The 23,872-nt window shown below is 73.6% G+C and carries 23 protein-coding genes; 9 read left to right on the top strand and 14 right to left on the bottom strand.

What is annotated here, in order from left to right; translation table 11 throughout:
* Positions 1–141 precede the first annotated feature (141 nt).
* The 3 genes from ACZ597_RS29750 to ACZ597_RS29740 form a co-directional block, all read right to left on the bottom strand.
* Complete coding sequence (locus tag ACZ597_RS29750; protein WP_471336466.1) at positions 142–507, bottom strand: hypothetical protein; 366 nt, start codon at positions 505–507, stop codon at positions 142–144.
* A gap of 256 nt (positions 508–763) precedes the next feature.
* Positions 764–964: a DUF397 domain-containing protein gene (locus ACZ597_RS29745; protein ID WP_471336463.1), complete on the bottom strand. Its 201-nt coding sequence runs from the start codon at positions 962–964 to the stop codon at positions 764–766.
* Between the two features lie 11 nt (positions 965–975).
* A complete protein-coding gene (locus tag ACZ597_RS29740) occupies positions 976–1,830 on the bottom strand; it encodes a helix-turn-helix domain-containing protein (protein ID WP_471336460.1) in 855 nt (284 codons plus the stop codon).
* 249 nt (positions 1,831–2,079) lie between these two features.
* On the opposite strand from ACZ597_RS29740, the gene ACZ597_RS29735 reads away from it, so the two are divergent.
* The gene (locus ACZ597_RS29735) at positions 2,080–2,514 is read left to right on the top strand and encodes an ATP-binding protein (RefSeq protein WP_471336457.1); all 435 of its coding nucleotides are present in this window, start codon (positions 2,080–2,082) and stop codon (positions 2,512–2,514) included.
* A 52-nt stretch (positions 2,515–2,566) separates the two neighbouring features.
* Here the strand turns inward: ACZ597_RS29735 and ACZ597_RS29730 are convergent, their stop codons facing one another.
* Both ACZ597_RS29730 and ACZ597_RS29725 read right to left on the bottom strand, forming a co-directional pair.
* Complete coding sequence (locus ACZ597_RS29730) at positions 2,567–3,094, bottom strand: hypothetical protein (RefSeq protein WP_471336454.1); 528 nt, start codon at positions 3,092–3,094, stop codon at positions 2,567–2,569.
* 583 nt (positions 3,095–3,677) lie between these two features.
* Complete coding sequence (locus tag ACZ597_RS29725) at positions 3,678–4,604, bottom strand: cyclase family protein (protein WP_471336451.1); 927 nt, start codon at positions 4,602–4,604, stop codon at positions 3,678–3,680.
* 95 nt (positions 4,605–4,699) lie between these two features.
* On the opposite strand from ACZ597_RS29725, the gene ACZ597_RS29720 reads away from it, so the two are divergent.
* Genes ACZ597_RS29720 through ACZ597_RS29710 form a run of 3 tightly spaced genes read left to right on the top strand, consistent with a single transcriptional unit; the run spans position 4,700 to position 7,880 of the window.
* The gene (locus ACZ597_RS29720; RefSeq protein ID WP_471336448.1) at positions 4,700–5,611 is read left to right on the top strand and encodes an SDR family NAD(P)-dependent oxidoreductase; all 912 of its coding nucleotides are present in this window, start codon (positions 4,700–4,702) and stop codon (positions 5,609–5,611) included.
* Positions 5,612–5,622: 11 nt separating this feature from the next.
* Entirely contained in the window at positions 5,623–6,816 is a 1,194-nt protein-coding gene (locus ACZ597_RS29715; protein WP_471336445.1) for an acyl-CoA dehydrogenase family protein, read from the top strand.
* Positions 6,813–7,880 (top strand): Zn-dependent alcohol dehydrogenase, encoded by a 1,068-nt coding sequence (locus ACZ597_RS29710; protein WP_471336442.1) that lies wholly within the window; start codon positions 6,813–6,815, stop codon positions 7,878–7,880. Before ACZ597_RS29715 ends, ACZ597_RS29710 begins: the two co-directional genes overlap by 4 nt.
* Positions 7,881–7,996: 116 nt before the next feature.
* Here the strand turns inward: ACZ597_RS29710 and ACZ597_RS29705 are convergent, their stop codons facing one another.
* Both ACZ597_RS29705 and ACZ597_RS29700 read right to left on the bottom strand, forming a co-directional pair.
* Positions 7,997–8,419, bottom strand: a complete 423-nt coding sequence (locus tag ACZ597_RS29705; protein ID WP_471336439.1) for a hypothetical protein — start codon at positions 8,417–8,419, stop codon at positions 7,997–7,999.
* A gap of 52 nt (positions 8,420–8,471) precedes the next feature.
* Positions 8,472–9,071, bottom strand: coding sequence for a flavin reductase family protein (locus ACZ597_RS29700; RefSeq protein WP_471336485.1), 600 nt, complete (start codon positions 9,069–9,071; stop codon positions 8,472–8,474).
* A gap of 151 nt (positions 9,072–9,222) precedes the next feature.
* On the opposite strand from ACZ597_RS29700, the gene ACZ597_RS29695 reads away from it, so the two are divergent.
* Positions 9,223–9,765 (top strand): hypothetical protein, encoded by a 543-nt coding sequence (locus tag ACZ597_RS29695; RefSeq protein ID WP_471336436.1) that lies wholly within the window; start codon positions 9,223–9,225, stop codon positions 9,763–9,765.
* 124 nt (positions 9,766–9,889) lie between these two features.
* Entirely contained in the window at positions 9,890–10,684 is a 795-nt protein-coding gene (locus ACZ597_RS29690; protein WP_471336482.1) for a VOC family protein, read from the top strand.
* Between the two features lie 51 nt (positions 10,685–10,735).
* Here the strand turns inward: ACZ597_RS29690 and ACZ597_RS29685 are convergent, their stop codons facing one another.
* From ACZ597_RS29685 to ACZ597_RS29660, 6 genes are all read right to left on the bottom strand, one after another.
* On the bottom strand, positions 10,736–12,850 hold the full coding sequence (locus tag ACZ597_RS29685; protein WP_471336433.1) for a DUF7507 domain-containing protein: 2,115 nt from the start codon (positions 12,848–12,850) through the stop codon (positions 10,736–10,738).
* An 85-nt stretch (positions 12,851–12,935) separates the two neighbouring features.
* Positions 12,936–15,008: a hypothetical protein gene (locus ACZ597_RS29680; protein WP_471336430.1), complete on the bottom strand. Its 2,073-nt coding sequence runs from the start codon at positions 15,006–15,008 to the stop codon at positions 12,936–12,938.
* Positions 15,005–16,204: a DUF11 domain-containing protein gene (locus ACZ597_RS29675; RefSeq protein WP_471336427.1), complete on the bottom strand. Its 1,200-nt coding sequence runs from the start codon at positions 16,202–16,204 to the stop codon at positions 15,005–15,007. Before ACZ597_RS29675 ends, ACZ597_RS29680 begins: the two co-directional genes overlap by 4 nt.
* Before the next feature lie 107 nt (positions 16,205–16,311).
* The gene (locus ACZ597_RS29670; protein ID WP_471336480.1) at positions 16,312–17,034 is read right to left on the bottom strand and encodes an enoyl-CoA hydratase/isomerase family protein; all 723 of its coding nucleotides are present in this window, start codon (positions 17,032–17,034) and stop codon (positions 16,312–16,314) included.
* Positions 17,035–17,636: 602 nt separating this feature from the next.
* Positions 17,637–19,865 (bottom strand): acetate--CoA ligase family protein, encoded by a 2,229-nt coding sequence (locus ACZ597_RS29665; protein ID WP_471336424.1) that lies wholly within the window; start codon positions 19,863–19,865, stop codon positions 17,637–17,639.
* A 177-nt stretch (positions 19,866–20,042) separates the two neighbouring features.
* Positions 20,043–21,188, bottom strand: a complete 1,146-nt coding sequence (locus tag ACZ597_RS29660) for a flavin-containing monooxygenase (protein WP_471336419.1) — start codon at positions 21,186–21,188, stop codon at positions 20,043–20,045.
* A 176-nt stretch (positions 21,189–21,364) separates the two neighbouring features.
* Here ACZ597_RS29660 and ACZ597_RS29655 point away from each other — a divergent pair, with 176 nt between their 5' ends.
* The 3 genes from ACZ597_RS29655 (at position 21,365) to ACZ597_RS29645 (ending at position 23,079) form a co-directional block, all read left to right on the top strand.
* Positions 21,365–22,135 (top strand): maleate cis-trans isomerase family protein, encoded by a 771-nt coding sequence (locus ACZ597_RS29655; RefSeq protein WP_471336416.1) that lies wholly within the window; start codon positions 21,365–21,367, stop codon positions 22,133–22,135.
* 75 nt (positions 22,136–22,210) lie between these two features.
* Positions 22,211–22,663, top strand: a complete 453-nt coding sequence (locus ACZ597_RS29650; protein ID WP_471336413.1) for a DoxX family membrane protein — start codon at positions 22,211–22,213, stop codon at positions 22,661–22,663.
* Positions 22,660–23,079 (top strand): Zn-ribbon domain-containing OB-fold protein, encoded by a 420-nt coding sequence (locus ACZ597_RS29645; protein WP_471336410.1) that lies wholly within the window; start codon positions 22,660–22,662, stop codon positions 23,077–23,079. The genes ACZ597_RS29650 and ACZ597_RS29645 overlap by 4 nt, the downstream gene beginning before the upstream one ends.
* Before the next feature lie 21 nt (positions 23,080–23,100).
* Here the strand turns inward: ACZ597_RS29645 and ACZ597_RS29640 are convergent, their stop codons facing one another.
* A complete protein-coding gene (locus ACZ597_RS29640; RefSeq protein ID WP_471336407.1) occupies positions 23,101–23,796 on the bottom strand; it encodes a pyridoxine/pyridoxamine 5'-phosphate oxidase in 696 nt (231 codons plus the stop codon).
* Positions 23,797–23,872: the final 76 nt, after the last annotated feature.

Raw genomic sequence — 23,872 nt, 5'->3', positions numbered from 1 at the left:
GATCGCCGCGTGGTCCTGCTCCAACGCGTCCAGGTCACCCGTGAACTGCGGAATCGTGCACGGATTGATCGGTACGTGGTCGGTCACTTCTGCCCCGTCCCCCGAAATCGAGCTGTGTTCGCGAGCATCCCTGTCTACTCGTCAAGTGACGCGAACGCAAATGCGAATGGTTCCCGTGGGGGTTGCGGTGAGGGAGAGGTAGTCGACGGGTCGGACGCGCCATTCGGGGCGTAGGCCGCCGCGCAGGACGATGCTGAATCCGGCGGTTTCGCCGCGGTGGAGGGCGGCGAGGGCGTTGATGCGGCCGTTGCCTTCGGCCCAGTTCAGGGCGCGGTGCACTTCCGTGGGGGAGAGGGCGAAGGGGTGCGCGGTGCGGATCTGGAGGAGGATCAGGCGGACGGCCTCTTCGGGGGTGTCCAGCATGGCGCGGTGGAGGAGTTCGGGGGGCCGGTCGCGGGCGTCGCGGTAGCAGAGGGCCTCGAACCAATATCCGGTGCGGATTGCCACCGTGTGGTCCAGGGGGGATTGCAACCTTGCCCCCTGCGGGGGCGGGCATGGATCCGGCTGGGGCATGAGCCCTCCGTCCTGAACTTCCGTGTTGCTGCGGCCCGTTGGGATGGCCGCAGCCACCGATTGAAGCGGAGCGTGACCATATCGCTACCCAGGGGTGGGTAGCAAGTGTGCACCGGTGCATGTATGTCAGGCAGTGGGCGTGCGAACGCCCCCGCCTAGTCGGCGGGGGCGTGGGTGTCCCGGGAGGCGGTCAGCTCACGAGGTGGTCGAACTCGCCTGCCTTGACGCCCTGGATGAAGGCGGCGAGCTTGGCCCGGCTGGTCGTGATGACGTGACCCGGGTCGTCGCTCTCGCGCATCACGATGCTGCCGGCCTGCTGGCCGACCTCGATGCAGTTCTCGCCGTTACCTCCGGAGAAGGAGGACTTCTGCCACCTGGTGGATGCGCTCATGCCGCTGTCTCTCACAGTTCTCGTGCGATGTGGTGGATGATCTGTCGGGACCCTTCCGGGTCGAGGGCGGCTTTCTCCGCGATCTCGAACAGCGCGCGGTACTTGCGCAGTTCGGCGTCGGCGTCCAGGAACCGGCCGCCGAAGGCGCTGTCGATCTGGACGGTGTCCAGTTGGGGGACGACGCCGCAGGCGTAGAGCACCGGCTGTGTCACCTCGATGAAGTCCTCGCTGGTGAACGGGATGACGCGAACGGTCACCGCAGCGCGGGTGGACATCGCCAGGAGGTGTTCGAGCTGCTCGCGCGCGACGGCGCGGCCGCCGAACCGCATGCGCAGCGCGGCTTCGTGGATGATCGCGTCGAACGGCGGCGGGTCCGCCCGGTCGAGGAGTGCGACGCGCCGCATGCGGTGTTCGACGCGTGCCTCGACCTCGTCGGCGGGAAGCTTGGGTGTGACGCCGGAGAAGAGCGCGCGGGCGTAGTTCTCCGTCTGGAAGAGGCCGGGCAGCGTCATGCTCTGCGTGGAGCGGAGGGCTATCGCGTGGTACTCAAGCTCGGCGATGTCCAGGAACCCGGGGGCAAGGATGCCCCGATATTCGTCAAACCAGTACTGCCCACGATGCTCCCTGGAGATGGTGCACAGGGCGTCGATGAGTGACTCGTCGTCGCACGAGTAGAAGGTGGCGAGTCGCCTGATCCGCTCCTCGCTGATGCCGAGACGGCCCGCCTCGATGTGGCTGATCTTCGCCTGGTCGACCGACAGCAGACCGGCGGCTTGTCGGGCTGTCGTGCCCGCGGCCTCGCGCAGCTTTCGCAACTCGGCGCCAAGTCGGGCCTGTCGTGCGGTCGGGTTGTCCCTCGGCGGCATGTGTCCCCTCCCCCTCTCTGGCACGAGTCTGCCGGTAAGCCTGCCACGGGTCCACCGGCCGGGTGGAGTTCCGCGAACAACCTTGCACCGGTGCAAGGTTGCCCCTACGTTCCTCGTGACATCGCGTTGCGCGTCAGTAAGAGCGAAGTGCAGCCGCTGACACGCTCCTTGGGCGCGTCACCTGGGGGCGGCCACTGCCACGCACGGCGCAGGCGGCGCGAACTCGTACAGCGTTGGGAGACGACCACGATGAACGCGAGTGCATTGCGACATGACAGGCCCGCTCTGGCAGAGGGCCTCACCTACCGGATGGTCGCGCCCAGCCGGGCCGAGGCCGTCAAGGTCGCCCGGGACTGGGTGGTGTCCGTGCTGCGGAGTGCCGGGTGTGGCGGCGAAGTGGGGGAGCGGGCTCGGCTCTGCGTGTCCGAGGTGGTGACCAACGCGCACCGGCATACCGACACCCCCGAGATCGCCGTCGAGGTGGCCCTGCTCGGGGGGCGGGTCACCGTCTACGTGTACGACTGCGCGCCCGAGCGGTGGCCGGACGGAAAAGGGGCCGGGGTGATGGCCACCCACGGGCGGGGGCTCGCGCTCGTCGCCGCCACCGCCGACGACTGGGCGGCCGTGGCTCAGGGGGACTGCGTCAAGGTGGTGTGGTTCAGCTTCGCGGCGGCAAGGGAATGAGGCCGCCCGGCCCCGCGGGGCGGGTGTCGGGCGGCCTCGCCAGTGGAGCGCGTCAGCAGGGGCGGATGTGGTAGACGGGGGTCCAGGACGCGGTGCCCGTGCCCTTCGCCACGTGGGACCAGCGCTCGCTGTTGTCGCTGTTGTAGAAGCGGGCCCGGGTGCCGGAGGTCTGGTTGTTGTTGAACGTGCCGTTGCCGACGCCGTTGAAGTCGTAGTAGCCGCAGCGGTAGTAGTCGTAGTTGTTGCCGTTGCCGTCCGTGATGCACAGGTGGCCGTTGTTACAGGCCAGCGCCGTGTCCGGAGAGGCGAGGTCGCGGGTATCGGTCTGGCCCGGGGCCCGCAGGACCACGCTGCCGCCGGCGGTGGACAGCCTGTTCGCGGAGACCTGGCGGGCCCCCGGCTCCGACGCGAGGAACGCGTCCACCTGCTGCTGGAGCTCGGTCGTCTGCGCGGCCGTGAGTCCGGCGGCGGTGGTCTGCTGGGAGAAGGCGGCGGAGGTGGAGGCTTCGGCGGTCAGTACCGGGCCCGCCAACAGGGCCGCGGTGGCGGTCATCGTCGCGAGGATCTTGCGCGGTGACATGGGTGTTCCCCTCTTCTGCTACGGCAGCCGGGCGGTCGCTGCTCGTGGCGGCGGCCGCTGAGTCGCGTGACTCATCGTTCCGAAGTCACGGCCGGGCGTGAAAGGGATGAATCAGCCGGGTTGCGGCTCTTGTCGCGATACCTCGGCTATGTGTGGGCCTCAGGGGTCTCGGGAGTTACCGAACTGATGCGTGGTTCACGCATCGTTCCCGCTGGCCGGGCGGGGTGCTTCGTCACCGTCCGTTGCGGATTCGGTGGCGTGGCGTGATGGGGCGGGAGCGGTTCGCCGGCAGTGCGGCGCTGGGCGGATCCGGGTGAAGGGAGAGGTGGCCGACGGGGCCTGCGCGCCCGGCCGTTGGGGGGTTTTGTCGAAGCCCTGCGGTGGAGGGTGGCGGGGGGCGTGCATCCAACTCCTTGCCGTCGTCCTCGACGCTTCCGGTCGAGCTGGCGATCCGGGACGTCGTGGGGCCGTCGCCGCCCGTCACCGTCACGGTGGTCGCCCCGGCGTCGAGGCCGACGAGCCGGGTCGCGCCGCACGGCGGCAGAGCGACGCCGCCACCGGCCCGTTGGCCCCGCCTGACCCCTCAGAGGACCGCCACCGGGGCCACCGGGGTGCCGGTGCCGCCGACGAAGGGTTCCGGCATCGCCGAGAGGAGGAAGGAGTACCGGCCGGTTTCCGCACAGGCTGTGGACAGTTCCTCCAGGTTCCAGTTCTGGCCCTGGTGCATGCCCATCTCGACCAGGTCCAGCGCGTGCACCGGCAGCCAGAGGTTCTCGATCTCCGGCGGGAAGATCTCGAAGGTCAGGGTGTCGTTCGCGACGGCCGCGACGTCCCGTGCGTGGAACCACTCCGGGGTGTGGACGGAGAGGCCGGGGGACGGGAATCCGTAGCCGTGCTTGTCGCCCGCCAGGTAGGCCCGGATCTGGCCGGTGCGTACGAGGACCACGTCGCCCGCCCGTACCGTGACGCGGCCGAACTCCTCCGCCTCCGCCAGGTCCCCGGGGGTGACCGCGTGGTCCCCCGGGAGGCGGTCCAGGCCCTTGGCGCGGGCCACGTCCAGCAGGACCCCGCGGGAGACGATGTGCCGGGCCTTGTCGATGCCGCTGAACTCCGAGCGCCCGTGCGCGGTGATGGTCGAGGCCGGGCGGCCGTTGTAGATGCGGCCCGAGTGCGAGACGTGCGTGAGGGCGTCCCAGTGGGTGGCCGACTGGAGGCCCATCGTCACGGCGTCGTCGCTGCACGCCACCGTTCCCGGGCCGAAGAGCTCCTGGTTGATCTGCACCATCGTGTGCAGGGGGTTGATCCGTCCCGGGATCAGGCCCGCCTGGACGCCGTCCTCCCTGAGGGGGAGGGCCAGCGGGATCCGGCGGCCCGTGCGGATCTCCGCGGCGGCGCCCCGCACCACCTCGTCGGTGATCAGGTTCAGGGTGCCGATCTCGTCGTCGGCGCCCCAGCGGCCCCAGTTGTTGACGCGCTTGGCGATCTCGTGGAACTCGGGAGGGAGGGTCACCGGCCATCAGCTCCTAGGGCTCAGGGCTTGTGTGAAGGGATCTGACTGGTCATAGAATCTAACGGTCCGTCAGAAAACACGGGAAGGGGTCGGCCGTGGGGAACTTCTTGGCAGGGAAGGTGGTCGCCGTCACCGGCGCGGGCCGGGGCATCGGCCGGGCGGTGGCGCTCGCCGCCGCCGCCGAGGGCGCCAAGGTCGTCGTCAACGACTACGGGGTCGGCATCGAGGGCGGCGAGCCCACCAGCGAGATCGCGGAGAACGTGGTCAAGGAGATCCAGGCCGCCGGCGGCGAGGCCGTCGCCGTGGCCGATGACATCTCCACCATGGCCGGCGGCCAGCGCATCGTGGACACCGCCCTCGCCGAGTACGGGCGCGTCGACGGCGTCGTCTGCGTCGCGGGGATCCTGCGCGAGCGGATGCTGTTCAACATGTCCGAGGAGGAGTGGGACCCCGTCGTCGCCACCCACCTCAAGGGCACGTTCACCGTCTTCCGCGCCGCCTCCGCCGTCATGCGCCGCCAGGGCTCCGGCACGCTCATCGGCTTCACCAGCGGCAACCACACCGGATCCGTCGCCCAGGCCAACTACAGCGCCGCCAAGGGCGGGATCATCTCCCTCGTCCGCAGCGCCGCCCTCGGCCTCAACAAGTACGGCGTCACCGCCAACGCCGTCGCGCCCGTCGCCCGGACCCGGATGTCCGCCAACGTGCCGATGGAGCTCAAGGAGATCGGCGACCCCGAGGACGTCGCCGCGCTCGTCACCTACCTCCTCAGCGACCGCGCCAGGGCCGAGAACATCACCGGGCAGGTCTATACGATCGCCGGCCCCAAGATCGCCGTCTGGGCCCAGCCGCGCGAGCTCCGCGCCGGCTACGCCGAGGGCGCCTGGACCCCCGAGAAGATCGCCGACTTCCTTCCCGGGACCGTCGGCACCGACCCGATGCCGATGCTCGCCCAGCTCGAAGCCATGGCCAAGGCCGCCGCTGCCAAGGACCGGCCCAACGCCTGAGGGGGCACGTGGTGGACTTCAGCTTCGGGGCCGAGGACGAGGAACTGCGCGCCCGGGCCCGCGCATGGCTCACCGGGCACCTCGTCGGCCCGTACGCGCAGGCGGCCGGCCTCGGCGGACCGGGCAGCGAGCACGAGGGCGTCGAGGCCCGCCGCGACTGGGAACGGGAGCTGGGCCGCGGCGGCTGGATCGGCCAGGGCTGGCGGGAGGAGGGCTACGGCAACCGGCGGCTCTCCCTCACCGGGCAGGTCGTGTGGGCCGAGGAGTACGCGGCGCTGCGCGCCCCCGCCCGGGTCGGGCACATCGGGGAGAACCTCCTCGCGCCCACCCTGATCGCCTACGGCAGCCGCGAGCAGAAGGACCGCTACCTGCCACCGATCGCCCGCGGCGAGGAGCTGTGGTGCCAGGGCTACAGCGAACCGGACGCCGGATCCGACCTCGCGGGCGTCCGTACGACCGCCGTACGCGATACCGCCGACGGGCTGCTGCGCGTCACCGGGCAGAAGATCTGGACCTCCCTGGCCCGCGAGGCCGACTGGTGCTTCGTCCTGGCCCGCACCGAAGCCGGCTCCCGCCGCCACCGGGGGCTGTCCTTCCTCCTCGTGCGCATGGACCAGCCGGGCCGCGTCGAGATCCGCCCGATCCGGCAGATGTCCGGGACGTCGGAGTTCAACGAGGTCTTCTTCGACGGGGCCGTCGCCTCCGAGGTCGTCGGCGGCGAGGGCGGGGGCTGGGCCGTCGCCATGGGCCTGCTCGCCCTGGAGCGGGGCGTCTCCACGCTCGTCCAGCAGATCGGCTTCGCCGCCGAACTGGAGCGCGTGGTCAAGGCGTACGCGGCTTCGGGCGCCCCGGACCCGGTCCTGCGCGAACGCCTCGTACGGCAGTGGGCGGAGCTGCGCACCATGCGCTGGAACGCCTTGCGCACCCTCGGGGCGGCGGGCGACCCCGGCGCGCCCAGCGTGGCGAAGCTGCTGTGGGGCGGGTGGCACCGGCGGCTCGGGGAGCTGGCCGTCCAGGTGCGGGGCGCGGTCGCGGCAGCCGGGCCGGGGCTCTGGGCGCAGGGGGACCCGTACGAAATCGGGCTCGACGAGGAGCAGCGCCTGTTCCTGTTCACCCGGGCCGACACGATCTACGGCGGCTCGGACGAGATCCAGCGGAACATCATCGCCGAGCGGGTGCTCGGCCTGCCTAAGGAGCCCAGGTGAGAGGCGTCGTGTTCGACGGCAAGCAGGCCCAGGTGGTCGGGGACCTGGAGATCCGGGATCCGGGGCCGGGGGAGGTGCTGGTCGCGATAGCGGCGGCCGGGCTGTGCCACAGCGACCTGTCGGTGATCGACGGGACGATCCCGTTCCCGCCGCCGGTGGTGCTCGGGCACGAGGGTGCCGGGGTGGTCGAGGCGGTCGGGGCGGGGGTGACGCACGTGGCGCCCGGTGACCACGTGTCGCTGTCCACCCTCGCCAACTGCGGGGCGTGCGCGGACTGCGACCGGGGCCGGCCGACGATGTGCCGCAAGGCGATCGGGATGCCGGACCGGCCCTTCTCGCGGGCCGGGCAGCCGCTGTTCCAGTTCGCCTCCAACTCGGCGTTCGCGGAGCGGACCCTCGTCAAGGCCGTACAGGCGGTGAAGATCCCCGACGACATCCCGCTGACCTCGGCCGCGCTGATCGGCTGCGGGGTGCTCACCGGCGTGGGCGCGGTGCTGAACCGGGCGAAGGTGGGCCTCGGCGAGACCGTCGTGGTGATCGGCACCGGCGGGATCGGGCTGAACGTCATCCAGGGCGCCCGGATCGCGGGCGCGGCGGTCATCGTCGCGGTGGACGCGAACCCGGCGAAGGAGGCGGTGGCCCGGCAGTTCGGCGCCACCCACTTCGTGGACGCCTCGGCCGTGCCCGACACCTCGGCGGCGGTCCGGGAGGTCCTGCCGACGGGCGCGGACCACGCCTTCGAGTGCGTGGGCAACGTCAAGCTCGTCCGGCAGGCGGTCGACCTCCTCGACCGGCACGGGCAGGCGGTGCTGCTCGGGGTGCCGGGCTTCAAGGAGGAGGCGTCCTTCCTGGTGTCCTCCATGTACCTGGACAAGACGATCATGGGCTGCCGGTACGGGTCCTCGCGCCCGCAGCGCGACATCGCCCTGTACGCCGAGCTGTACCGGCAGGGGAAGCTGCTGCTGGACGAGCTGGTGACCGAGGTCTACCCGGTGGAGGACTTCGCCAAGGCCGTGGACGACGCCCACCACGGGCGGGTCGCGCGCGGGGTGCTCACGTTCTGATCCGGGTGGGGGTGGCCCGGCCGCACTAGGCGCGCCGGGCCGTCCAGGTCAGCGCCAGCGCGGGCGCGGGCAGGGCGAGGAGGGCGCAGGGGCGGGTGGCGCCCGCCACCGGCACCTCAAGCCGGTTCGCCGGTCAGCCGGACGGTCCGGGCCTCGTGGCGGCCGTGGTCGGCCCGCTCCAGCCGCTCGGCGCCCCTGCCCGTGTCGCCGGGGTCGACGAAGCACACGACGAGGGCGGCGAAGGTGGCGACGGGGATCCCGAAGGCGAGCACGATGCGCAGCAGCCGCCCGCGCGGCCGTCCCGGCGGGCGCTTGCGCAGGTCGACCTTCGGCGGGACGCGGCGGGCGTGGAGGGAGGCCGCCACCCAGCGCGCGGCGAAGAGGGCGGAGGCGCCGGCGAGGCAGGTCTCCACCGTGGGCGGCGGGTATGGGCCCACTCCGGCGAGGGTGCAGAGGACCGCTGCCGCGGCGCTCCCCACCATCAGCCACCCCGTGGTGCCGGTCCACCGGGTGCGCCCCGGCCCGTCCGTGTTCCCCATGGCCCCCGCCCTGACGTCGACCGCAGGACAACCGCCGGTCGGGGAGGGGGAGTCAGTCGGCCAGGCGGGCGAAGCGGCCCTTGTGGAAGAGGAGCGGGTCGCCCTCGCCGGCGGCGCCCATGGCCTCGACCCGGCCGACCACGATGAGGTGGTCGCCGCCGGTGTGGACGGCGTGGATGCGGCAGTCGATCCAGGCCGGTACGTCGTCCAGCTGCGGGGATCCGGTGGCGGGGGCCGGCCGGTGCGGGATCCCGGCGAACTTGTCGGCGCCGCTGACCGCGAAGGCGCGGCACAGCTCGCCCTGTTCGGCGCCGAGGATGTTGACGCAGAACACCCCGGCGCGGGCGATCCGCGGCCAGGTGGTCGACGTGCGGGCCACCATGAAGGTGACCAGGGGCGGGTCCAGGGAGAGCGAGGCGAAGGACTGGCAGGCGAAGCCGGCGGGGTCCTCCTCGCCTTCGGCGGGCGGGGCGGTGATGACCGTGACCCCGCTCGCGAAGTTGCCCAGTACGGCCCGGAATTCGGCGGGGCTGACGGGCGCGCGCTCGTCCTCGCCGACGGCCCGGAGGTCGGGGCGGGGCAGAGCGTCGACGTGTCCGGCGGAGGTGGGGGAGCCGGCTGACCTGAGGTATCGGACGACGGTGGCCGCCATCCCTGCGTGTCCCATCACCTTCCCGATTGAAGCTGACGGTGCGTCAGATTGGAAGGGGTGCGGGGGCGGAGCCCGGGGCGGGGTGTAGGGTGCGAGCGTATTGAACGCGTTCAAGTGGGGTGGGTGGGGCGCGATGGCGTACGCGGTACGTATGCGGGGGCGTGGGCCGCAGGTCCGCGAGCCGGCGAGCGTGTGGAACCGGGAGCTGCCCGGGGCCGTGGCCCTGGCGGCCGGGCAGCCGCTGCTGCTGCTGGTGGTCTCCGTGCTCTTCTCCGCCCGGGCGGGGGACTACGGCACCAGCGGCGGAGCTTTCGGGATCATGGTCCTGTTCTGTGTGGCCCCCCTGCTGTTCCCGCTGCTGGGGCTGCTCCACACCGTGCTGTTCGCGCTGCCCGTGACTGCTGCGGCCCGGGCCCTCGGCCGGCGCACCGGCCTGCCCGCCGCCGGACCGGCCGTCCTGCTGGGCGCGGCCCTCGCGGCGCTCTACGCGGCCGAGGGGTGGCGGCGCGGGCTGCCCTTCGGGGCGACCTGGGCGTGGGTGGCCGGGCTGGCGGTGCTGCCGGTGGCGGGGGCGCTGTACGCGCGGGCACGGGACACGGGCCCGGCGCAGATGCTCGCGCACGGTGCCGCCGTGACCGTGGTCCTCCTGCCGGTGCTGCTGCTCTTCGGGGCCGGGCTCGTGCTCGGCGCCTGAGGGCCTGCCCCGCCTCCCCCGAGCGGGTGAATCCGCCCGGGCCCGGGCGGCCGTGCGCCGTCCCGTGCGCGAGGGGTGGGCATGGTGGCCAGCGACCGTGTCGCCCCACCCGCTGGAGGACCCCATGCTCGGCACCGCCTTCCGTACCGGATCGCCCAATTGGCTCGACCTCGGCAGCCCCGACACCGAAGCGGCCGCCGCCTTCTACGGGTCGGTCTTCGGCTGGGAGTTCGCCTCCGCCGGACCCGAGGCGGGCGGCTACGGGTTCTTCAAGATCGGCGGGAAGACCGTGGCCGCGCTCGGCCCGCTCACCGAGAAGGGCGCGCAGTCCGCCTGGATGGTGTACTTCCAGAGCGCCGACATGCGGGCCACCGCCGAGGCCGTCCGCGCCGGGGGCGGGACCGTGCGGACGGAGCCCATGGACGTCATGGGCGAGGGCTGGCTCGCGCATTTCACCGACCCGCAGGGCGCGCAGTTCGCCTCCTGGCAGCCCGGCAAGACCGGCGGGCTGGAGGCCGCCTCCGACGTCAACACCCTGGTGTGGGCGGAGCTCCACGTACCGGACCCGGTCGCCGCGATCCGCTTCTACTCCGGGGTGTTCGGCTGGCGGTACATCGAGATGGACGCGCCGGGGATGACGTACCGGGTGCTGAGCATCGGCGAAGGGGACCAGGAGGAGGGGTCCTTCGGCGGGGTGGCCCCGCAGGGCGAGGGCGCGGGCGGCGCCTCGACGATGGTGCCGCGCTGGGTGCCGTACTTCCACGTGGCGGACGTCGACGCCACCGTCACGGCGGTCGAGGGGAACGGCGGCGCGGTGCTGATGCCGGCCGCGGACGTGCCCGACGTCGGCCGGATCGCCTGGGCCTCCGACCCGGCCGGGGCGGTGTTCGCGCTGCTGAAGCCCAGCCCCCGCGCGTAGTACGGCCGGGGGTCCGGCCGGCGGGGCGCGCGCCCCGCCGGCCGGGCCGGGTCACGGAGTCGTCTTGCCCACCTCCAGGTCCGCCGTCGGCTCCTTCACGGTGCCCGCGGGCGGGCCGGCCGCCGCGCTGGTGTTGTTGGCCGGACGCGGGTCGGCGGTCAGGGAGTCCACCGCCGCCGTGTTGCGGATGTCCGAGCCGTTGCCGGTGTACTCCGGGTCCAGCTTCACCTTGACGACCCAGGTCATCGAGGCGCCCGGGGCCAGGTGGGCCAGCGGGCCGCAGGTGACGGTCCGGCCGGAGGTGCAGGTCGCGTCACCCGAGACGAAGCTCAGCGCCGTCGGCAGGGTGTCGGTGACGGTGACCTGGTCGGCCTGCGAGGGGCCGTTGTTGGTGACCGTCAGGGCGTAGTCGAAGGTCTCGCCGGGGGCGATGGCGGCGGTCTGCACCGCCCGCTTCACGATGGCCAGGTCGGCCGAGGCCTCCGCCACGTGACCGCCGGGGACGGTCGCGGTGCCCTTGTCGTTCTCCGACGCCGGGTCGATGTTGTCGGCCGTCACCTCGGCGGTGTTCTTCAGGTCGGAGCCCGTGCCCTTGTACGCGGGGTCGATCTTCACCGTCAGCAGGTACTCGACGGTCTCGCCGACCTTCAGCGGAGCGGTCCGCCTGCACGACACCAGGCGCCCGGCGGCGGTGCACCCGGACGGTGTGGAGGCCACGTACGACAGGCCCTCGGGCAGGTTGTCGGTGAGCTTCACGTTGAACGCGTCCGCCGACGGCCCGTAGTTGCCGACCCGGATCCGGTAGTCGAAGGTCTCGCCCGGCGCCGGCGGCGTGGTGCCGACGGCCTCCTTGCGCACCCCGAGGTCGGCGGTCGGCTTGTTGACGCGGCTGCCGGGCAGGCCGGCGGGGCTGCTCGTGTTGTTCTCCGGCTTGGGGTCCTCGGTCCGCGCGGTGGCGGTGGCCGTGTTGCGGACGTCGGAGCCGTCACCGGTGTAGTTGCTGTCCAGCCGGACCGTGAACCGCCACGTCCGGGACGCCCCGGGCTCCAGCACGGCCAGCGGGCCGCAGGAGACCGTGCCGTCCGCGGCGCGGCAGCCGTCGGGCGAGGACACGAAGGCGAGCTGGGACGGCAACCTGTCGGTGACCGTGGTGTTCACCGCGCGCGACGGGCCGTCGTTGTTCGCCGTCACCACGTACTCGAAGGTCTGGCCGGGTGCGATCACCGTGTCGTTCGCGGTGCGCTTCGTCGTCCACACGTCGGCCTGCGGCTCGGTCACCCCGCCCGGCGGCAGTACCGGCTGCGAGGTGTTGTCGGCGGGCTCGGGGTCCTTCGACGCCGAGGTGGAGGTGGCCGTGTTGCGCAGGTCCTCGCCGTCGGAGGAGTACGCCGGGTCCAGCTTCACCTTGAACGTCCACACCACGTCCCCGCCGGGGATCATCCGGGCCAGTGGGCCGCAGGTGACCGTCCGGCCGGACGCCGAGCACGGGTCGGCGGAGGAGACGAACGTCAGCCCGTCGGGCAGGGCGTCCGTCACCGTCACGTTGCGCGCGTCCGAGGGGCCCTTGTTGGACGTGCGGATCTCGTACTCGAACTCCTGGCCCGGCACCGTCGGCCCCGCCCCCAGCGGCGTCTTGACGGTGGCCAGGTCCGAGACGGGGTCGAACGGCCCGGGCGGCAGCACCGGGTCGGGCTTGTTGTTGCCCGGGTCCGGGTCGGTGGCGTCCGACTTCCCGGAGGCGCTGTTGCCGAGGTCGGAGCCGTTGCCCTGGTACGAGGCGCTCAGCCGGGCGTGGAAGCTCCAGCTGCGGCTCTGCAGGGCCGCCAGCTGCGGTTCGGGCCCGCAGGTGACGGTCTGGCCGACGGCCGTGCAGCCGTCGGAGGAGTCGACGAAGGTGATCCCGTCGGGCAGCCGGTCGGTGGCCGTCACGTTCCGGGCGGCCGACGGGCCCTTGTTCCTCGCGGTGAGGGTGTAGGTGATGAGGTCACCGGGGGCCTTGGCCGGAGTCCGGCGGGAGGTCACCTCGACCGGGGCGGGCCGTGCCGTCGTGGCCCGTGCCGTCGCGGGCTGTGCGGTCGCGGGGGCCGGCGCGGCCCACAGTGCGGCCGCGCAGAGCAGCGGGGCCAGGGCCCGCGCCACCGACCGCCGGCCTGGGGTCGTCGTCATCGCGCATCGTTCCGTTTCGTGCGTGAGAGACCGTACAGAGCGCTGTACGGGAGATCGGGGGAGCGCACCGGGGCGGGCGGCGGGGTCAGCCCGCGCGTACGCCCTTGGACAGCTCGATGTCGGCGGTCGGCGGGCCGACCCGGCCGCCCGGGGTGCCCGCCGAGCCGCTGTTGTCGCCGGGGTTCGGGTCGGCGGTGTCCGAGACGGCGGTCGCGGTGTTGCGCAGGGCCGTGCCGTCGCCCGCGAAGGCCGGGTCGACCCGCACCGTGAACGTCCACGAGCGGCTGCCGCCCGGCTCCACGGCCGCCTCCGTCCCGCAGGTCACGTCCTGGCCGGAGGCGGTGCAGCCGTCACCTCCGGAGACGAACCGCAGGCCCGTCGGCAGCGGGTCGGTGACCCGTACCCGGCGGGCCACCGACGGGCCCGCGTTGCGCACGGTCACCGTGTACGTGAAGGTCTCCCCGGGCGCTACCGGCGTACGGTCCTGCGCCGACTTGGCGAGCGACAGGTCGGCCCGCGCCGGGGCGAGCCCGCCCGGGGGCCCGGCCGCCGCGCTGGTGTTGTTCTCCGGCCGGAGGTCGGGGAGGCCCTGGCGGACGGACGCCACGTTGCCGAGGTCGGAGCCGTCGCCCGTGTACGCCGGGTCAAGCCGGACCCGTACCGTCCACCCGGCGCTCGTACCGGCGTTGACCGGCCCCCGGGGCGGGCAGGACAGCCGCTGGCCGGTGGCCGTGCAGCCGCCGGCCGAGGACACGAACCGCAGCGGGTCGGGCAGGGTGTCGGACATCAGCACCGTCTGCGTGTGCGAGGGCCCCAGGTTCCGTGCCGTGATCCGGTACTCGAACTCCTCGCCCGGGGCCACCGGGCCGGCCCCGATCCCCTCCTTCTCGGCGGCCAGGTCGGCGTGGGCCGTCACGGTGACGCGGGAGGCGGTGGAGGTGTTGTCCGCCGGGTTGGTGTCCGTACGGTCGGCCGGGGCCGTCACCGTCGCCGTGTTGTCGAGGACGGTCGGCTGGGCGGGGGCGTTGCCGGTGACCGTGTAGGTGACGGAGCCGCCGCGCTTGAGGTCGGCCTTCGTGTCGAGGGTGCTGCCGCTGCCGGAGGCCGTGCCGCAGGTGCCGCCGGTGCCCGCCTCGCAGGTCCAGGCCACGTCGGTGAGGCCGGGCACGGTGTCGCGTACGACGGCGCCCGTCACGTCGTTGGCCTGGCTGTTGGAGACGGTGACCGTGTACGTCACCGGGGCGCCGGCCGGCACCGTCGACTGGGCGGTCGACTTCACCACCTTCAGGTCGGCGGGCACGTTGATCGCCAGGTCGTCGATCTCGTGGATGTTCGTCGCGCCGCCCGTGCCCGCCGAGAAGCCCACCTTGAGGGTGGGGGGCAGGGCCGGCTGATTGGCGATGGCGGTGACGTCGTAGTCGGTGATCAGCTGGGTGAGGGCGGTGTCCGGGCCGCTGTCCGACCACACCGACAGCAGCATCTTGGTAGCACTGGGCAGCAGCGACACGCGGACCCTGCGCTCCCTGGCCCGGCTGCCCGTCTCGACCGTGGAGCCGGGCCCGTCGGCGGCGGTGGCGTAGCGGTAGCCGGTCGTACCGCTGCCGCCGCCGCGCACCACGATCTTGTTGGGCTGGGCGCCCGGACCGCCGTTGCCGACGGAGCCGGAGGAGAAGTTGCCGAACTCGTCCAGGCCGATGCCGAGGTAGGCGCCCGGCACGCCCGAGGTCACGCAGCGGTTGGCCGCGCCCGAGCAGGCGTAGCCGAGGCTGCCGCCGGAGGGGCCGGTGCCGTCGGCGGCGGAGCCGTCGGTGAGGTAGAAGGAGAGGCCGTCGCCGCGCTTGCCCTCGAAGGCGGTGCCGCCGTAGGTGGCGTAGCGGAACTCGGCGACGATGCCGAGGGTGGTGGAGAAGGTGTCCTTCATCTTCCAGGTGCCGGCCTGGCTGTTGCTCGCGGGCGTCAGCCGCAGCCAGCCGCCGCCGGCGGGGTAGGACGCGTTGCCGCTGGTCGTGCCCAGGTTGGTGGAGCTGTCGAAGGGCTCGTTCACGGGGAAGGCCAGGGCCGCGCGGGGGCGCGGCGGTGCTTCGGCGGGGGCGGCTGCCGTGAGGGCGGCCGCGCACAGCAGGGCGGCGGCGGCCGCCCGCCACCGGGCGGCCCTCACCGGCGGCGTGCGGTGACGCGGAGTGCGGCGCCGCAGGCGAGGAGGGCGGCGGGGGCCCAGGCGAGCCAGCGCGGCAGGCGCGTGCCGCAGTCGGCGAGCTCGCCGGGGGCGGGGCGTTCCGTGTGGGGGCGGTGGTCGGGCGCGGGTGCGGGCGCCGGCCTGCCGGGGTCCTCGTCGTGGTGGTCGTCGTGGTGGACGGGGCCGTGGTCGTCGTGGTGGTCCGGCGGGGTGTCGCGCACCAGGCAGAGGGGGCCGCCGCCGGGCCCGGTCGTGCCCGGGGTGTTGGCGTTGTCGGACGGGTCCGGATCGCGCACGGCGGAGGTGACGCGGGCGATGTTCTCGAGCGGGGTGCAGCGGCCGGCGGGCGGGTTGGCCCGGTCCTCCTCCCGGGTGGTGGCGCGCACGGTGATGCGGAACTCCGCCGTGGCACCGGCCGGGAGCCGGTCGACCGCGGGACACCGGACGAGGGGCTCCTCGCCGGGGGCGGACGCGCAGTCGTCCGGGGAGGACAGCAGGGTGAGGGAGTCCGGGAGCCGGTCGGTGACCAGGACCTGGCGGGCGGTGGCCGGGCCCGCGTTGTGCACCGCGATCAGGTACGTGAACTTCTCGCCCGGCCGTACGTCCCTGCGGCCCACGGCGAGTACGGCCGTCTTGGTGAGGGAGAGGTCCGCCAGGCGCGCGCTGGGAGGGAGGACGAGGCCGGTCAGCGAGGTCGAGTTGTTCGCGGGGTGGGGGTCGGTGGTGCCGGCCTCGACGACGGCCTCGTTGACGATGTCGTCGCCCTCGCCGCGGTAGCCGGGCGCGAGCCGCACCGTGATCACCCAGGTGTGGGAGGCGCCGACGGCGAGGGCGGGGAGGGGGCCGCAGGTGACGGTGCGGCCGGCCGCCGTGCAGCCGTCGCGGGAGGTGAGGAACTCCAGGGCGGCGGGGAGGCGGTCGGTGACGGTGACCCGCCGGGCGGTGGAGGGGCCGTGGTTGGTCACCGACACGAGGTAGTCGTACGTCTCGCCGGCGCGGGTGCTCTGCCGCGGGCGTACGGCGGCGGTCACGGCCAGGTCGGCGGGTTCCTCCGGGGCGGGTGCGGCTGCCTGGGCGGGCGTCGCGGACAGGAACACGGAAGCGGTCGCCGCGCACAGCGCGGACAGCGCGGACAGTGCGCGCGGCAGCCGGGATTTCGCTCGCCAGGTAGGGCCCATGCGGTCAGCTATTCACACGAATGTGGTGCGGGTGGTCCGGTCAGTTGATCACTGCTGCCTCATGGGTGATCGATTTCAGCCGTTCGGGGCAGAGCTCGGGGCAGGGGTCAGCGGCCCAGGTACTTCGGGGTGCGGCGCTCCACGAAGCTCGCCACGCCCTCGTTCGCGTCGGCGGTGGTCATGTTGAGCTCCTGGGCGGTGGCCTCGGCGGCCAGCGCGGTGGCGCGGTCGCTGTCGAGGGAGGCGTTGACCAGCTGCTTCGTGAGCGCGAGGGCACGGGTGGGGCCCTGCGCGAGCCGCTCCGCCCACTCCCGGGCGGCGGCCTCCAGCCCGTCGGCGGGGACCACCCTGTTGACCAGGCCGAGCCGGGCGGCCTCCGCGGCGGGGACGGCGTCGCCGAAGAACATCAGCTCCTTGGCCTTCTGCGGGCCGAGCAGGCGGGGCAGGAGGTAGGCGCCGGCGCCGTCGGGGACGAGGCCGCGGCGGACGAACACCTCGATGAAGCGGGCGGTGTCGGCGGCGATGACGAGGTCGCAGGCGAGGGCGAGGTGCGCGCCGATGCCGGCGGCGGTGCCGTTGACGGCGGCGATGACGGGCTTCTCGCAGTCGAGGACCGCGGTGATCAGGCGCTGGGCGCCGAGTCGGATCATGCGGGCCACGTCCCCGGCGACGCGTTCGCCGGCGGCGGGCCCGCCGCCGCGGAGGTCGGCGCCGGCGCAGAACCCCTTGCCGGTGGCGGTGACGACGACGGCCCGGATGCCGGGGTCGCCGGAGGCGGCGTCGAGCAGCGCGATGACGCGCTCGCGCTGCTCCCACGTGAGGGCGTTCATGGCGTCGGGCCGGTTGAGGGTGATCCAGCTGACGCCGGCGTCGGTGCGGTGCAGGATCTCGTCCACGGGTGCGTGCTCCTGTTCGGGGGTGGGTGCCTTTGCCCTGGCCGGGCGTCGGTCGTTCGCTGCCTGCGGGGGTGCGCCGCTGCGCGGGGCCTGCCCCTCCCCGCCCTTCAACCTCCCCCCAGGCTCCGTCCGGGGGCCCCAGGCCTCAGCCGCCGGCGCGGCTTGGGGGGATCGGGCGCTCCGTGCCGGTGCGGCTCACCGCACGGCGCTACCGCGCCCGCGCCTCAATCGCCGGCGGGGCTGGAAGTGCGCTGCGCGCACTCCGGCCCCGGCCGGCCATCTCCAGCCCCGCCGGCGATCGAGGCGCTGGGGGCACCTCCCAGCGGTAGCTGGGGGCGGGGCCCCCAGGGGTCCGGGGCGGAGGCCCGGGTAACGGTGGAAGGGCGGGTAGGGGACCTCGCCCCGCGCAGCGGCACCGCACACCCGCGGACGACCCGCCGGCCCCCGCCCCACGCCCGACGGACGGAGTCCGCGCAGCGGCGCGAAGCCGCGGAGGCCGCCTGCGGCCGAGGCGCGCGAGCGGCCCGTCAGGAAGGTCACAGACATACGGCGAGGGCGTCCAGCGCCACCGCGCCCTGGCCGCGGGGGAGGACCATCAGGGGGTTGATGTCCAGTTCGGAGAGGTCGTCGCCCAGTTCCAGCGCCATCCGCTGGACCCGCAGGACGACCTCCACCAGGGCGTCCACGTCCGCCGGGGGTGCGCCCCGTACGCCTTCCAGCAGTGCGTGCCCGCGCAGTTCGCGGAGCATCGTGCGGGCCTGGTCCTCCCCGAAGGGGGGTACGCGGACGGCCGCGTCGTGCAGGACCTCGACGAGGACGCCGCCGAGGCCGACGGTGACGGTGGGGCCGAAGAGGGGGTCCTGGGTGACGCCGACGACCATCTCGACGCCGCGTTCGATCATCTGGCAGACCAGGATCCCGTCCAGCGGGACGTTCTCGTAGCGGGCTATGTCCGTCAGCTCGCGGTACGCGTCGCGGATCTGGCTGGCCGAGGTGAGGCCGACCTTGACCAGGCCGAGTTCCGTCTTGTGGGCCAGCTGCGGGCCCGAGGCCTTCATCACCACCGGGTATCCGACCAGGCCCGCCGCGCGGACCGCGGCCGCCGCGCTGGTCACCAGCTGTTCGCGCGGGACCCGGATGCCGTAGGCGCGCAGCAGCTGCTTGGCGGCGTGTTCGCTGAGCTGCTGCCCGGGCCGCATCAGGGCCTGGGCCTTGCGGTGGGAGGGGGACGGGGTGCGGGGGGCTTCGGCGAAGGGGGAGCGGTAGGAGGCCGTGAAGCGGTGGTGTTGGAGGTAGGCGCGGACGGCGGTGATGCAGTTGCCGAAGGTGCGGAAGGTGGCGACGCGGGAGGAGCCGAGCAGGGTGGTGCGGTAGGCCTCCTCGGTGCCGACGGGGGATCCCCAGATGACGCAGACCAGCTTGTCGGTGGCTTCGGCGGCGGCGGCGAGGTCCTGCGCGAGCTTGTCGCTCATCGGGGGGAAGGGGCCGGTGATCGGGCAGATCAGGACGCCGACCGAGGGGTCGGCGAGGATCGCGTCGATGATCTTGCGGCCGCGCCAGTCGCCCACCGGGTGGCCGCCGTTGTCGACCGGGTTGGCGACGTTGAGGTAGGAGGGGATCCACTGGTGGAGCTCGGCCTGTTTGGAGTCCGAGAGGGTCGGCAGGGTGAGGCCCGCCTCGGTGGCCAGGTCGGAGAAGTGGGCGCCGGTGCCGCCGGAGATGGAGTACACGACGACCCCGTCGGCCCGCGGCGGCCGGGCCCGGGCCAGGAGGGCTGCGGTGTCCTGGAGTTCGTCCAGCCCGTCGACCCGGATGACCCCGAACTGCCGCATGGCGGCGTCGACGACGGTGTCGGCCCCGGTGAGCTTGCCGGTGTGGGAGGCGGCCATGCGGGCGCCGGTCTCGGTGCGGCCGACCTTGACGGCGACGACGGGGACCCCGTTGCGGGCGGCGCGGTCGGCGGCGAGCAGGAAGGAGCGCCCGTCCTTGAGGCCTTCGACGTAGCAGGCGATGGCACCGACCTCGGGCCGCTCGGCGAAGTAGGAGATGAAGTCGGAGGTCTCCAGGTCGGCCTCGTTGCCGGTCGGCGCCCAGTGGGAGAGGCGGATGCCGAGCTCCTGGAGGGTGTAGACGGGCCGGCCCTGGTGTCCGGACTGGGTGATGAGGGCGATGGCGGGGCCGTCGAGGTCGTCGCGGAACTCCTCGAAGGCGTTGAGGTTGGTGTTCGGGCCGAGCAGGCGCAGCCCGGAGCGGCGTACGGCGGCGGCCAGGCGGGCCTGGGCGGCGGCGCCCGCGTCGCCGGTCTCGGCGAAGCCGGAGGCGAAGGCGACGGCGAACTTGACCTTGGTGTCGGCCAGTTCCTCGATCACCGGGATCGGGTCGGCGACGAGGAGCACCGCGAGGTCGACCTGTTCGGGCAGCTCGGCCACGGAGGCGTGGCAGGGCAGGCCGAAGACGGTGGTGCGGGTCGGGTGCACGGGGTGGACGCGGGCGCCGACGCGTTCGGCCCAGGCGATGAGCTGCCGGGTGATGCCGGTGTTGGGCCTGCCCTCGGCGTCGGAGGCGCCGATGACCGCCACGGACTCGGGCCGGAAGAACCGGTCCAGGTCTGGCACGTCGGAGTGCAGGGGCCGTCCGCTGACGTCCAGCGCGTCCGCGTCCTCGGGTGTCGCCGTGGAGTGGACGGCCGTCCTGGGGGTCTCCCCGCAGGCCTCGACGCGTGCGCGGAAGTCGGTGGTGAGGGTGCCGTGAGTAGATCCAAGCATCGCTTCGCCCGCCCTGCTCGATGAGTCCATAGCTGACGCGTAGTCAGATTACTGAACTGACGCGCCGTCAGGAACAGGGATGCGCAGGAAAGGTGGTGGAGGTGGTGTGCTTGAACGGTGGCAGAGGTGTCCGCTCCGGTACAGAGGGGATTTCGGCCCTCCGGAAGGCGGGACGCTTCAGGACAGGGCCTTGGCTATGCGCACGGCGTCCATGGACAGCTCGCGGAGCATGCCGCTGATCGGGTTCGTGTACCCGGTGAAGTACAGCCCCGGGGCGTTGCGGGGCGCGCGGGCGCCGTGCGCGATGGGGCGGCCGCGCTCGTCCAGTACGTCCAAGTGGCCCACCAGCCCCTCCAGCCCGCGCCGGTAGCCCGTCGCCGCCACCACCGCGTCCGGGGTGATCCGCGTACCGTCGGCCAGGACCACCTCGTCGCCGTCGAAGCCGGCCACGGCGGCCACCGGCTCCACCCGGCCCCCGCGCACGGCCCTGATCAGCCCGACGTCCTGCACCGGCACCGCCCCCTCCAGGACCCTGCTGTACAGGCCCGAGGCCGGGCGCGGCAGGCCGTGCGCCGACAGGTCCGGGACGGCCCTGGCGGCGAGCGCCCCCAGCCGGTCCACGAACCGCACGGGCAGCCTGCGCACCAGGATCCCCGTGCGCTGCGCCGGCCAGCCCAGGGTGGAGCGGCGCACGATGTGCGGGACGGTGCGCACGGCGAGCCGCACCCGCGCGGCGCCGCCCTCGGCGAGGTCCGCCGCTATCTCCGCGCCGGTGTTGCCGACGCCGACGACGAGCACGTCCTGCCCGGCGTACGGGGCCGGGTTCCGGTAGTCGCGGGCGTGCAGCAGCCGCCCGGTGTACGCCTCGCGGCCCGGCCAGTCGGGCAGTGCCGGGGTGTGGTTGTAGCCCGTCGCGACGACCACCGCGCGGGCCGCGAGCAGCCGCCCGCCCGAGGCGTGCAGGGTCCAGCCCTCCCCGTCGGCGGCGCGCTCGATCCGGGTCACCTCCACCCCGGTCACCAGCTCCAGCTCGTGGAACTCGGCGTACTTCTCCAGGTACCGGACCACGTCGGCCCGCGCGACCCAGCGCCCGAAGCGGCGCGGGATCGCCAGCCCGGGCAGGCCCGACAGCCGCCGGGTGGTGTGCAGCCGCAGCCGCTCGTAGTGGCCGCGCCACGAGGATCCGACCGCGCCGGTCCGCTCGACGACCACCGCGCGCACCCCGCGGGCGCGCAGTGCGGCGGCCACGGCGAGGCCCCCGGGGCCCGCGCCGATCACGTACACGGGGCGGGGCTCGGTGGAGGTCAGGTCGGGCTCGGGCATGGCCAGTGAGCGTATCGACACCCGGCGTTGATGGGTCTCGGACGAGGAGGGAATCGATTGCGGATCGATCACGGGCGTGCCCGGGCCCGGCGCGGCCCGCCGCCCGGGCGGCACGGATGGTGTCAAAGTGGGACATCCGGCCTCGGTGTCCGGCCTTGGAGAGGAGTGCGTGCGCGATGTGGCAGCCCGACGGGTGGGACGTGCGCGTCCGCCTCGGAGTCCTCACCCCCCATGCCGACGTCGGCCCCGAGTCGGAGCTGCGCGCCATGGCCCCGGCGGACGTGGGCCTGCACGCCGCCCGGGTGCCGTTCGCCGCGATGGGCCCCGGCGGTGCGATGGGGCTGACCGTGCCGCTCGCCCCCGTCCGGGCCTTCGCCGAGCCGCCGCACGTGGACGACGCGGCCGAGCTGCTGGCCGCCGCCCCCGTGGCGGCGATCGCCTACGCCTTCACCAGCTCCGCGTACGTGATCGGCGCGCGCGGGGAGGCGTACATGCTGGAGCGGCTGGGCGGGCGCGTCGGCGGCCTGCCCGTGGTCGCCACCTGCGCCGCCGCCGTCGAGGCGCTGCGCGCGCTGGGGATCTCGCGGCTCGCGCTGGTGGATCCGCCGTGGTTCGACGCGACCCTGAGCGACCTGGGGCGGGGCTACTACGAGGAGGCCGGGTTCGAGGTCCCGTACGCGGCCCCGTGCGGGCTGCCCAGCGGGCAGGCGCTGATCCGGCCGGAGGCCCTGTACGGCTGGGTGCTGGAGCAGGTCCCCGACGCGGCGCAGGCGGTGGTCGTCGGCGGCAACGGCTTCCGGGCGGCGGGGGTGATCCAGGCCCTGGAGGCGGAGCTGGAGCGGCCGGTGCTGACCGCGAACCAGGTGCTGCTGTGGGCCGCCCTGCGCGCGGCGGGCGAGCCGGTGGACGGGGTCACGGGCTACGGGCGCCTGTTCTCCATCCCCTGACTCCCGGCCCCTTGCGGGATCGCCGCCGATCCGCTGAACTGACGTACCGTCAGATCGAGGGTGGAGGGGCGAACCGTGCAGACCATCTGGCTCACCGGCGCCGAATGGCTCGCCGTGCTGCGGATAGGCCTCGGCCTGTGGTGGCTGGAGAGTTGGCGGCACAAGGACAAGAAGGGCTGGTTCGAACGCGGCACCGGCATCGCCTGGGCCGCCGACGTCGCCGGCAAACACCGCTGGGGCTTCGTCAAGGGCGGCTTCGAGAAGGTCGTCCAGCCCCGGCCGCGGCTGATGGCGTACGTCGTCGTCTACGCCGAACTCGCCCTCGGGCTGGGCCTCGTACTCGGCTTCCTCACCCCGGTCGCCCTGGTCGGCGGCCTGCTGCTGAACCTGCTCTACCTGGTCCTGATGATCCACGACTGGGCCGAGCAGGGCCAGAACTCGATGATGGCCCTCGTCTCCCTCGTCGCGCTCGGCGCGATGACCTGGCAGACCTGGTCCCTCGACGCGACGATCGGACTGTTCCTGTGAGCGCCGCACGGTACGACCTGCCCGAGACGGACGAGTTCACCCGCCCCTACTGGGACGCCGCCGCAGAGGGCCGCCTCCTGCTGCGCCGCTGTGCCGACTGCGGGCGCGCCCACCACTACCCGCGCGAGTTCTGCCCCTCCTGCTGGGCCGGCGAGGACCGCGTCACCTGGGAGGAGGCGAGCGGCCGCGCCACCCTCTACACCTGGTCCGTCGTCCACCGCAACGACCTCCCGCCCTTCGGCACCCGCGTCCCCTACGCGGCGGCCGTCGTCGACCTCGCGGAGGAGCCCCGGATGATGACCGAGGTCGTCGACTGCCCGTACGGGGACCTCCGCATCGGCATGCCCCTGCGCGTCACCTTCCGCGAGGCCGCGGAGGGCGTCCGCGTGGCGGTCTTCCGCCCGGCCGCGGACTGACCGCGGCCCGGCGTACGCCGCTCAGGGCCAGAGCAGCTCCCGCACCCAGCCGTCCGCGCCGCCGTCCGCGCCGCCGTCCGCGAGGCGGTAGCGCAGGCGGACGTGCCTGCGCGCGGCGTCGCCCTGGAAGAACTCCGCCTCGGCGGGCTCCAGTACGTACCTCGTCCAGGTCGGTGCCGGCGCGTCCGGCTCGGCCCCCGCCCGCTCCCACGCCGCCGCCGAGGCCCGCGCCAGCTCCTCGGCGGAGCCCAGCACCTCGCTCTGCCGGCCGGTCAGGGCGGCCGCCAGCGCCCCGCGCGAGCGCACCGCCAGGTCCGCCCGGCTCTCCTCGGGCCCGCACGCCACGACCCGGCCCCGGATCCGCACCTGCCGAGCCACCGCCGGCCAGTAGAAGACCAGCGCCGCGTCCGCCCGGCCCGCCAGCTGGCGGCCCTTGGCGCTCGTGGAGTGCGAGGCGAAGTGCCAGCCCCGCCCGTCGGCGTCGTGCAGCATCAGCACGCGCGCGTCGGGCCGCCCCTCGGCGTCCACCGTCGCCAGGCTCATCGTGTGCGGCTCCGGCTGCCCCGCCCGCGCGGCGTGCAGGAACCACTCCCGGAACAACGCCAGCGGCTCGCCGGGCGCGTCCGCCGGGTCGAAGCCGGGGAGCGGGACGTCCCACACCCGCAGGGAGTGCAGGACCTCGTGGAACTCGCCGCTGTTGCTGCCGTCGTCCGTCATGGCGCCCAGGCTAAGAGGTCCCGAGTCGGTACGGATCAAGATCGCCACACACCCTTGTATCCCACTGGAGGTATAC

It is taken from the genome of Streptomyces sp. NPDC040718 (assembly GCF_055593565.1).
Note: the sequence above shows the minus strand (reverse complement) of the source record. Positions and strands in the feature narration are given on the sequence as shown.

What these genes read in the sequence shown, in the direction of transcription:
- ACZ597_RS29745 (WP_471336463.1), bottom strand. Translation starts at nt 964, where the DNA reads ATGAGCGCATCCACCAGGTGGCAGAAGTCCTCCTTCTCCGGAGGTAAC.
- ACZ597_RS29740 (WP_471336460.1), bottom strand. Translation starts at nt 1,830, where the DNA reads ATGCCGCCGAGGGACAACCCGACCGCACGACAGGCCCGACTTGGCGCC.
- ACZ597_RS29735 (WP_471336457.1), top strand. Translation starts at nt 2,080, where the DNA reads ATGAACGCGAGTGCATTGCGACATGACAGGCCCGCTCTGGCAGAGGGC.
- ACZ597_RS29730 (WP_471336454.1), bottom strand. Translation starts at nt 3,094, where the DNA reads ATGTCACCGCGCAAGATCCTCGCGACGATGACCGCCACCGCGGCCCTG.
- ACZ597_RS29705 (WP_471336439.1), bottom strand. Translation starts at nt 8,419, where the DNA reads ATGGGGAACACGGACGGGCCGGGGCGCACCCGGTGGACCGGCACCACG.
- ACZ597_RS29700 (WP_471336485.1), bottom strand. Translation starts at nt 9,071, where the DNA reads ATGGCGGCCACCGTCGTCCGATACCTCAGGTCAGCCGGCTCCCCCACC.
- ACZ597_RS29695 (WP_471336436.1), top strand. Translation starts at nt 9,223, where the DNA reads ATGCGGGGGCGTGGGCCGCAGGTCCGCGAGCCGGCGAGCGTGTGGAAC.
- ACZ597_RS29690 (WP_471336482.1), top strand. Translation starts at nt 9,890, where the DNA reads ATGCTCGGCACCGCCTTCCGTACCGGATCGCCCAATTGGCTCGACCTC.
- ACZ597_RS29685 (WP_471336433.1), bottom strand. Translation starts at nt 12,850, where the DNA reads ATGACGACGACCCCAGGCCGGCGGTCGGTGGCGCGGGCCCTGGCCCCG.
- ACZ597_RS29675 (WP_471336427.1), bottom strand. Translation starts at nt 16,204, where the DNA reads ATGGGCCCTACCTGGCGAGCGAAATCCCGGCTGCCGCGCGCACTGTCC.
- ACZ597_RS29670 (WP_471336480.1), bottom strand. Translation starts at nt 17,034, where the DNA reads ATGAACGCCCTCACGTGGGAGCAGCGCGAGCGCGTCATCGCGCTGCTC.
- ACZ597_RS29665 (WP_471336424.1), bottom strand. Translation starts at nt 19,865, where the DNA reads ATGCTTGGATCTACTCACGGCACCCTCACCACCGACTTCCGCGCACGC.
- ACZ597_RS29660 (WP_471336419.1), bottom strand. Translation starts at nt 21,188, where the DNA reads ATGCCCGAGCCCGACCTGACCTCCACCGAGCCCCGCCCCGTGTACGTG.
- ACZ597_RS29655 (WP_471336416.1), top strand. Translation starts at nt 21,365, where the DNA reads ATGTGGCAGCCCGACGGGTGGGACGTGCGCGTCCGCCTCGGAGTCCTC.
- ACZ597_RS29640 (WP_471336407.1), bottom strand. Translation starts at nt 23,796, where the DNA reads ATGACGGACGACGGCAGCAACAGCGGCGAGTTCCACGAGGTCCTGCAC.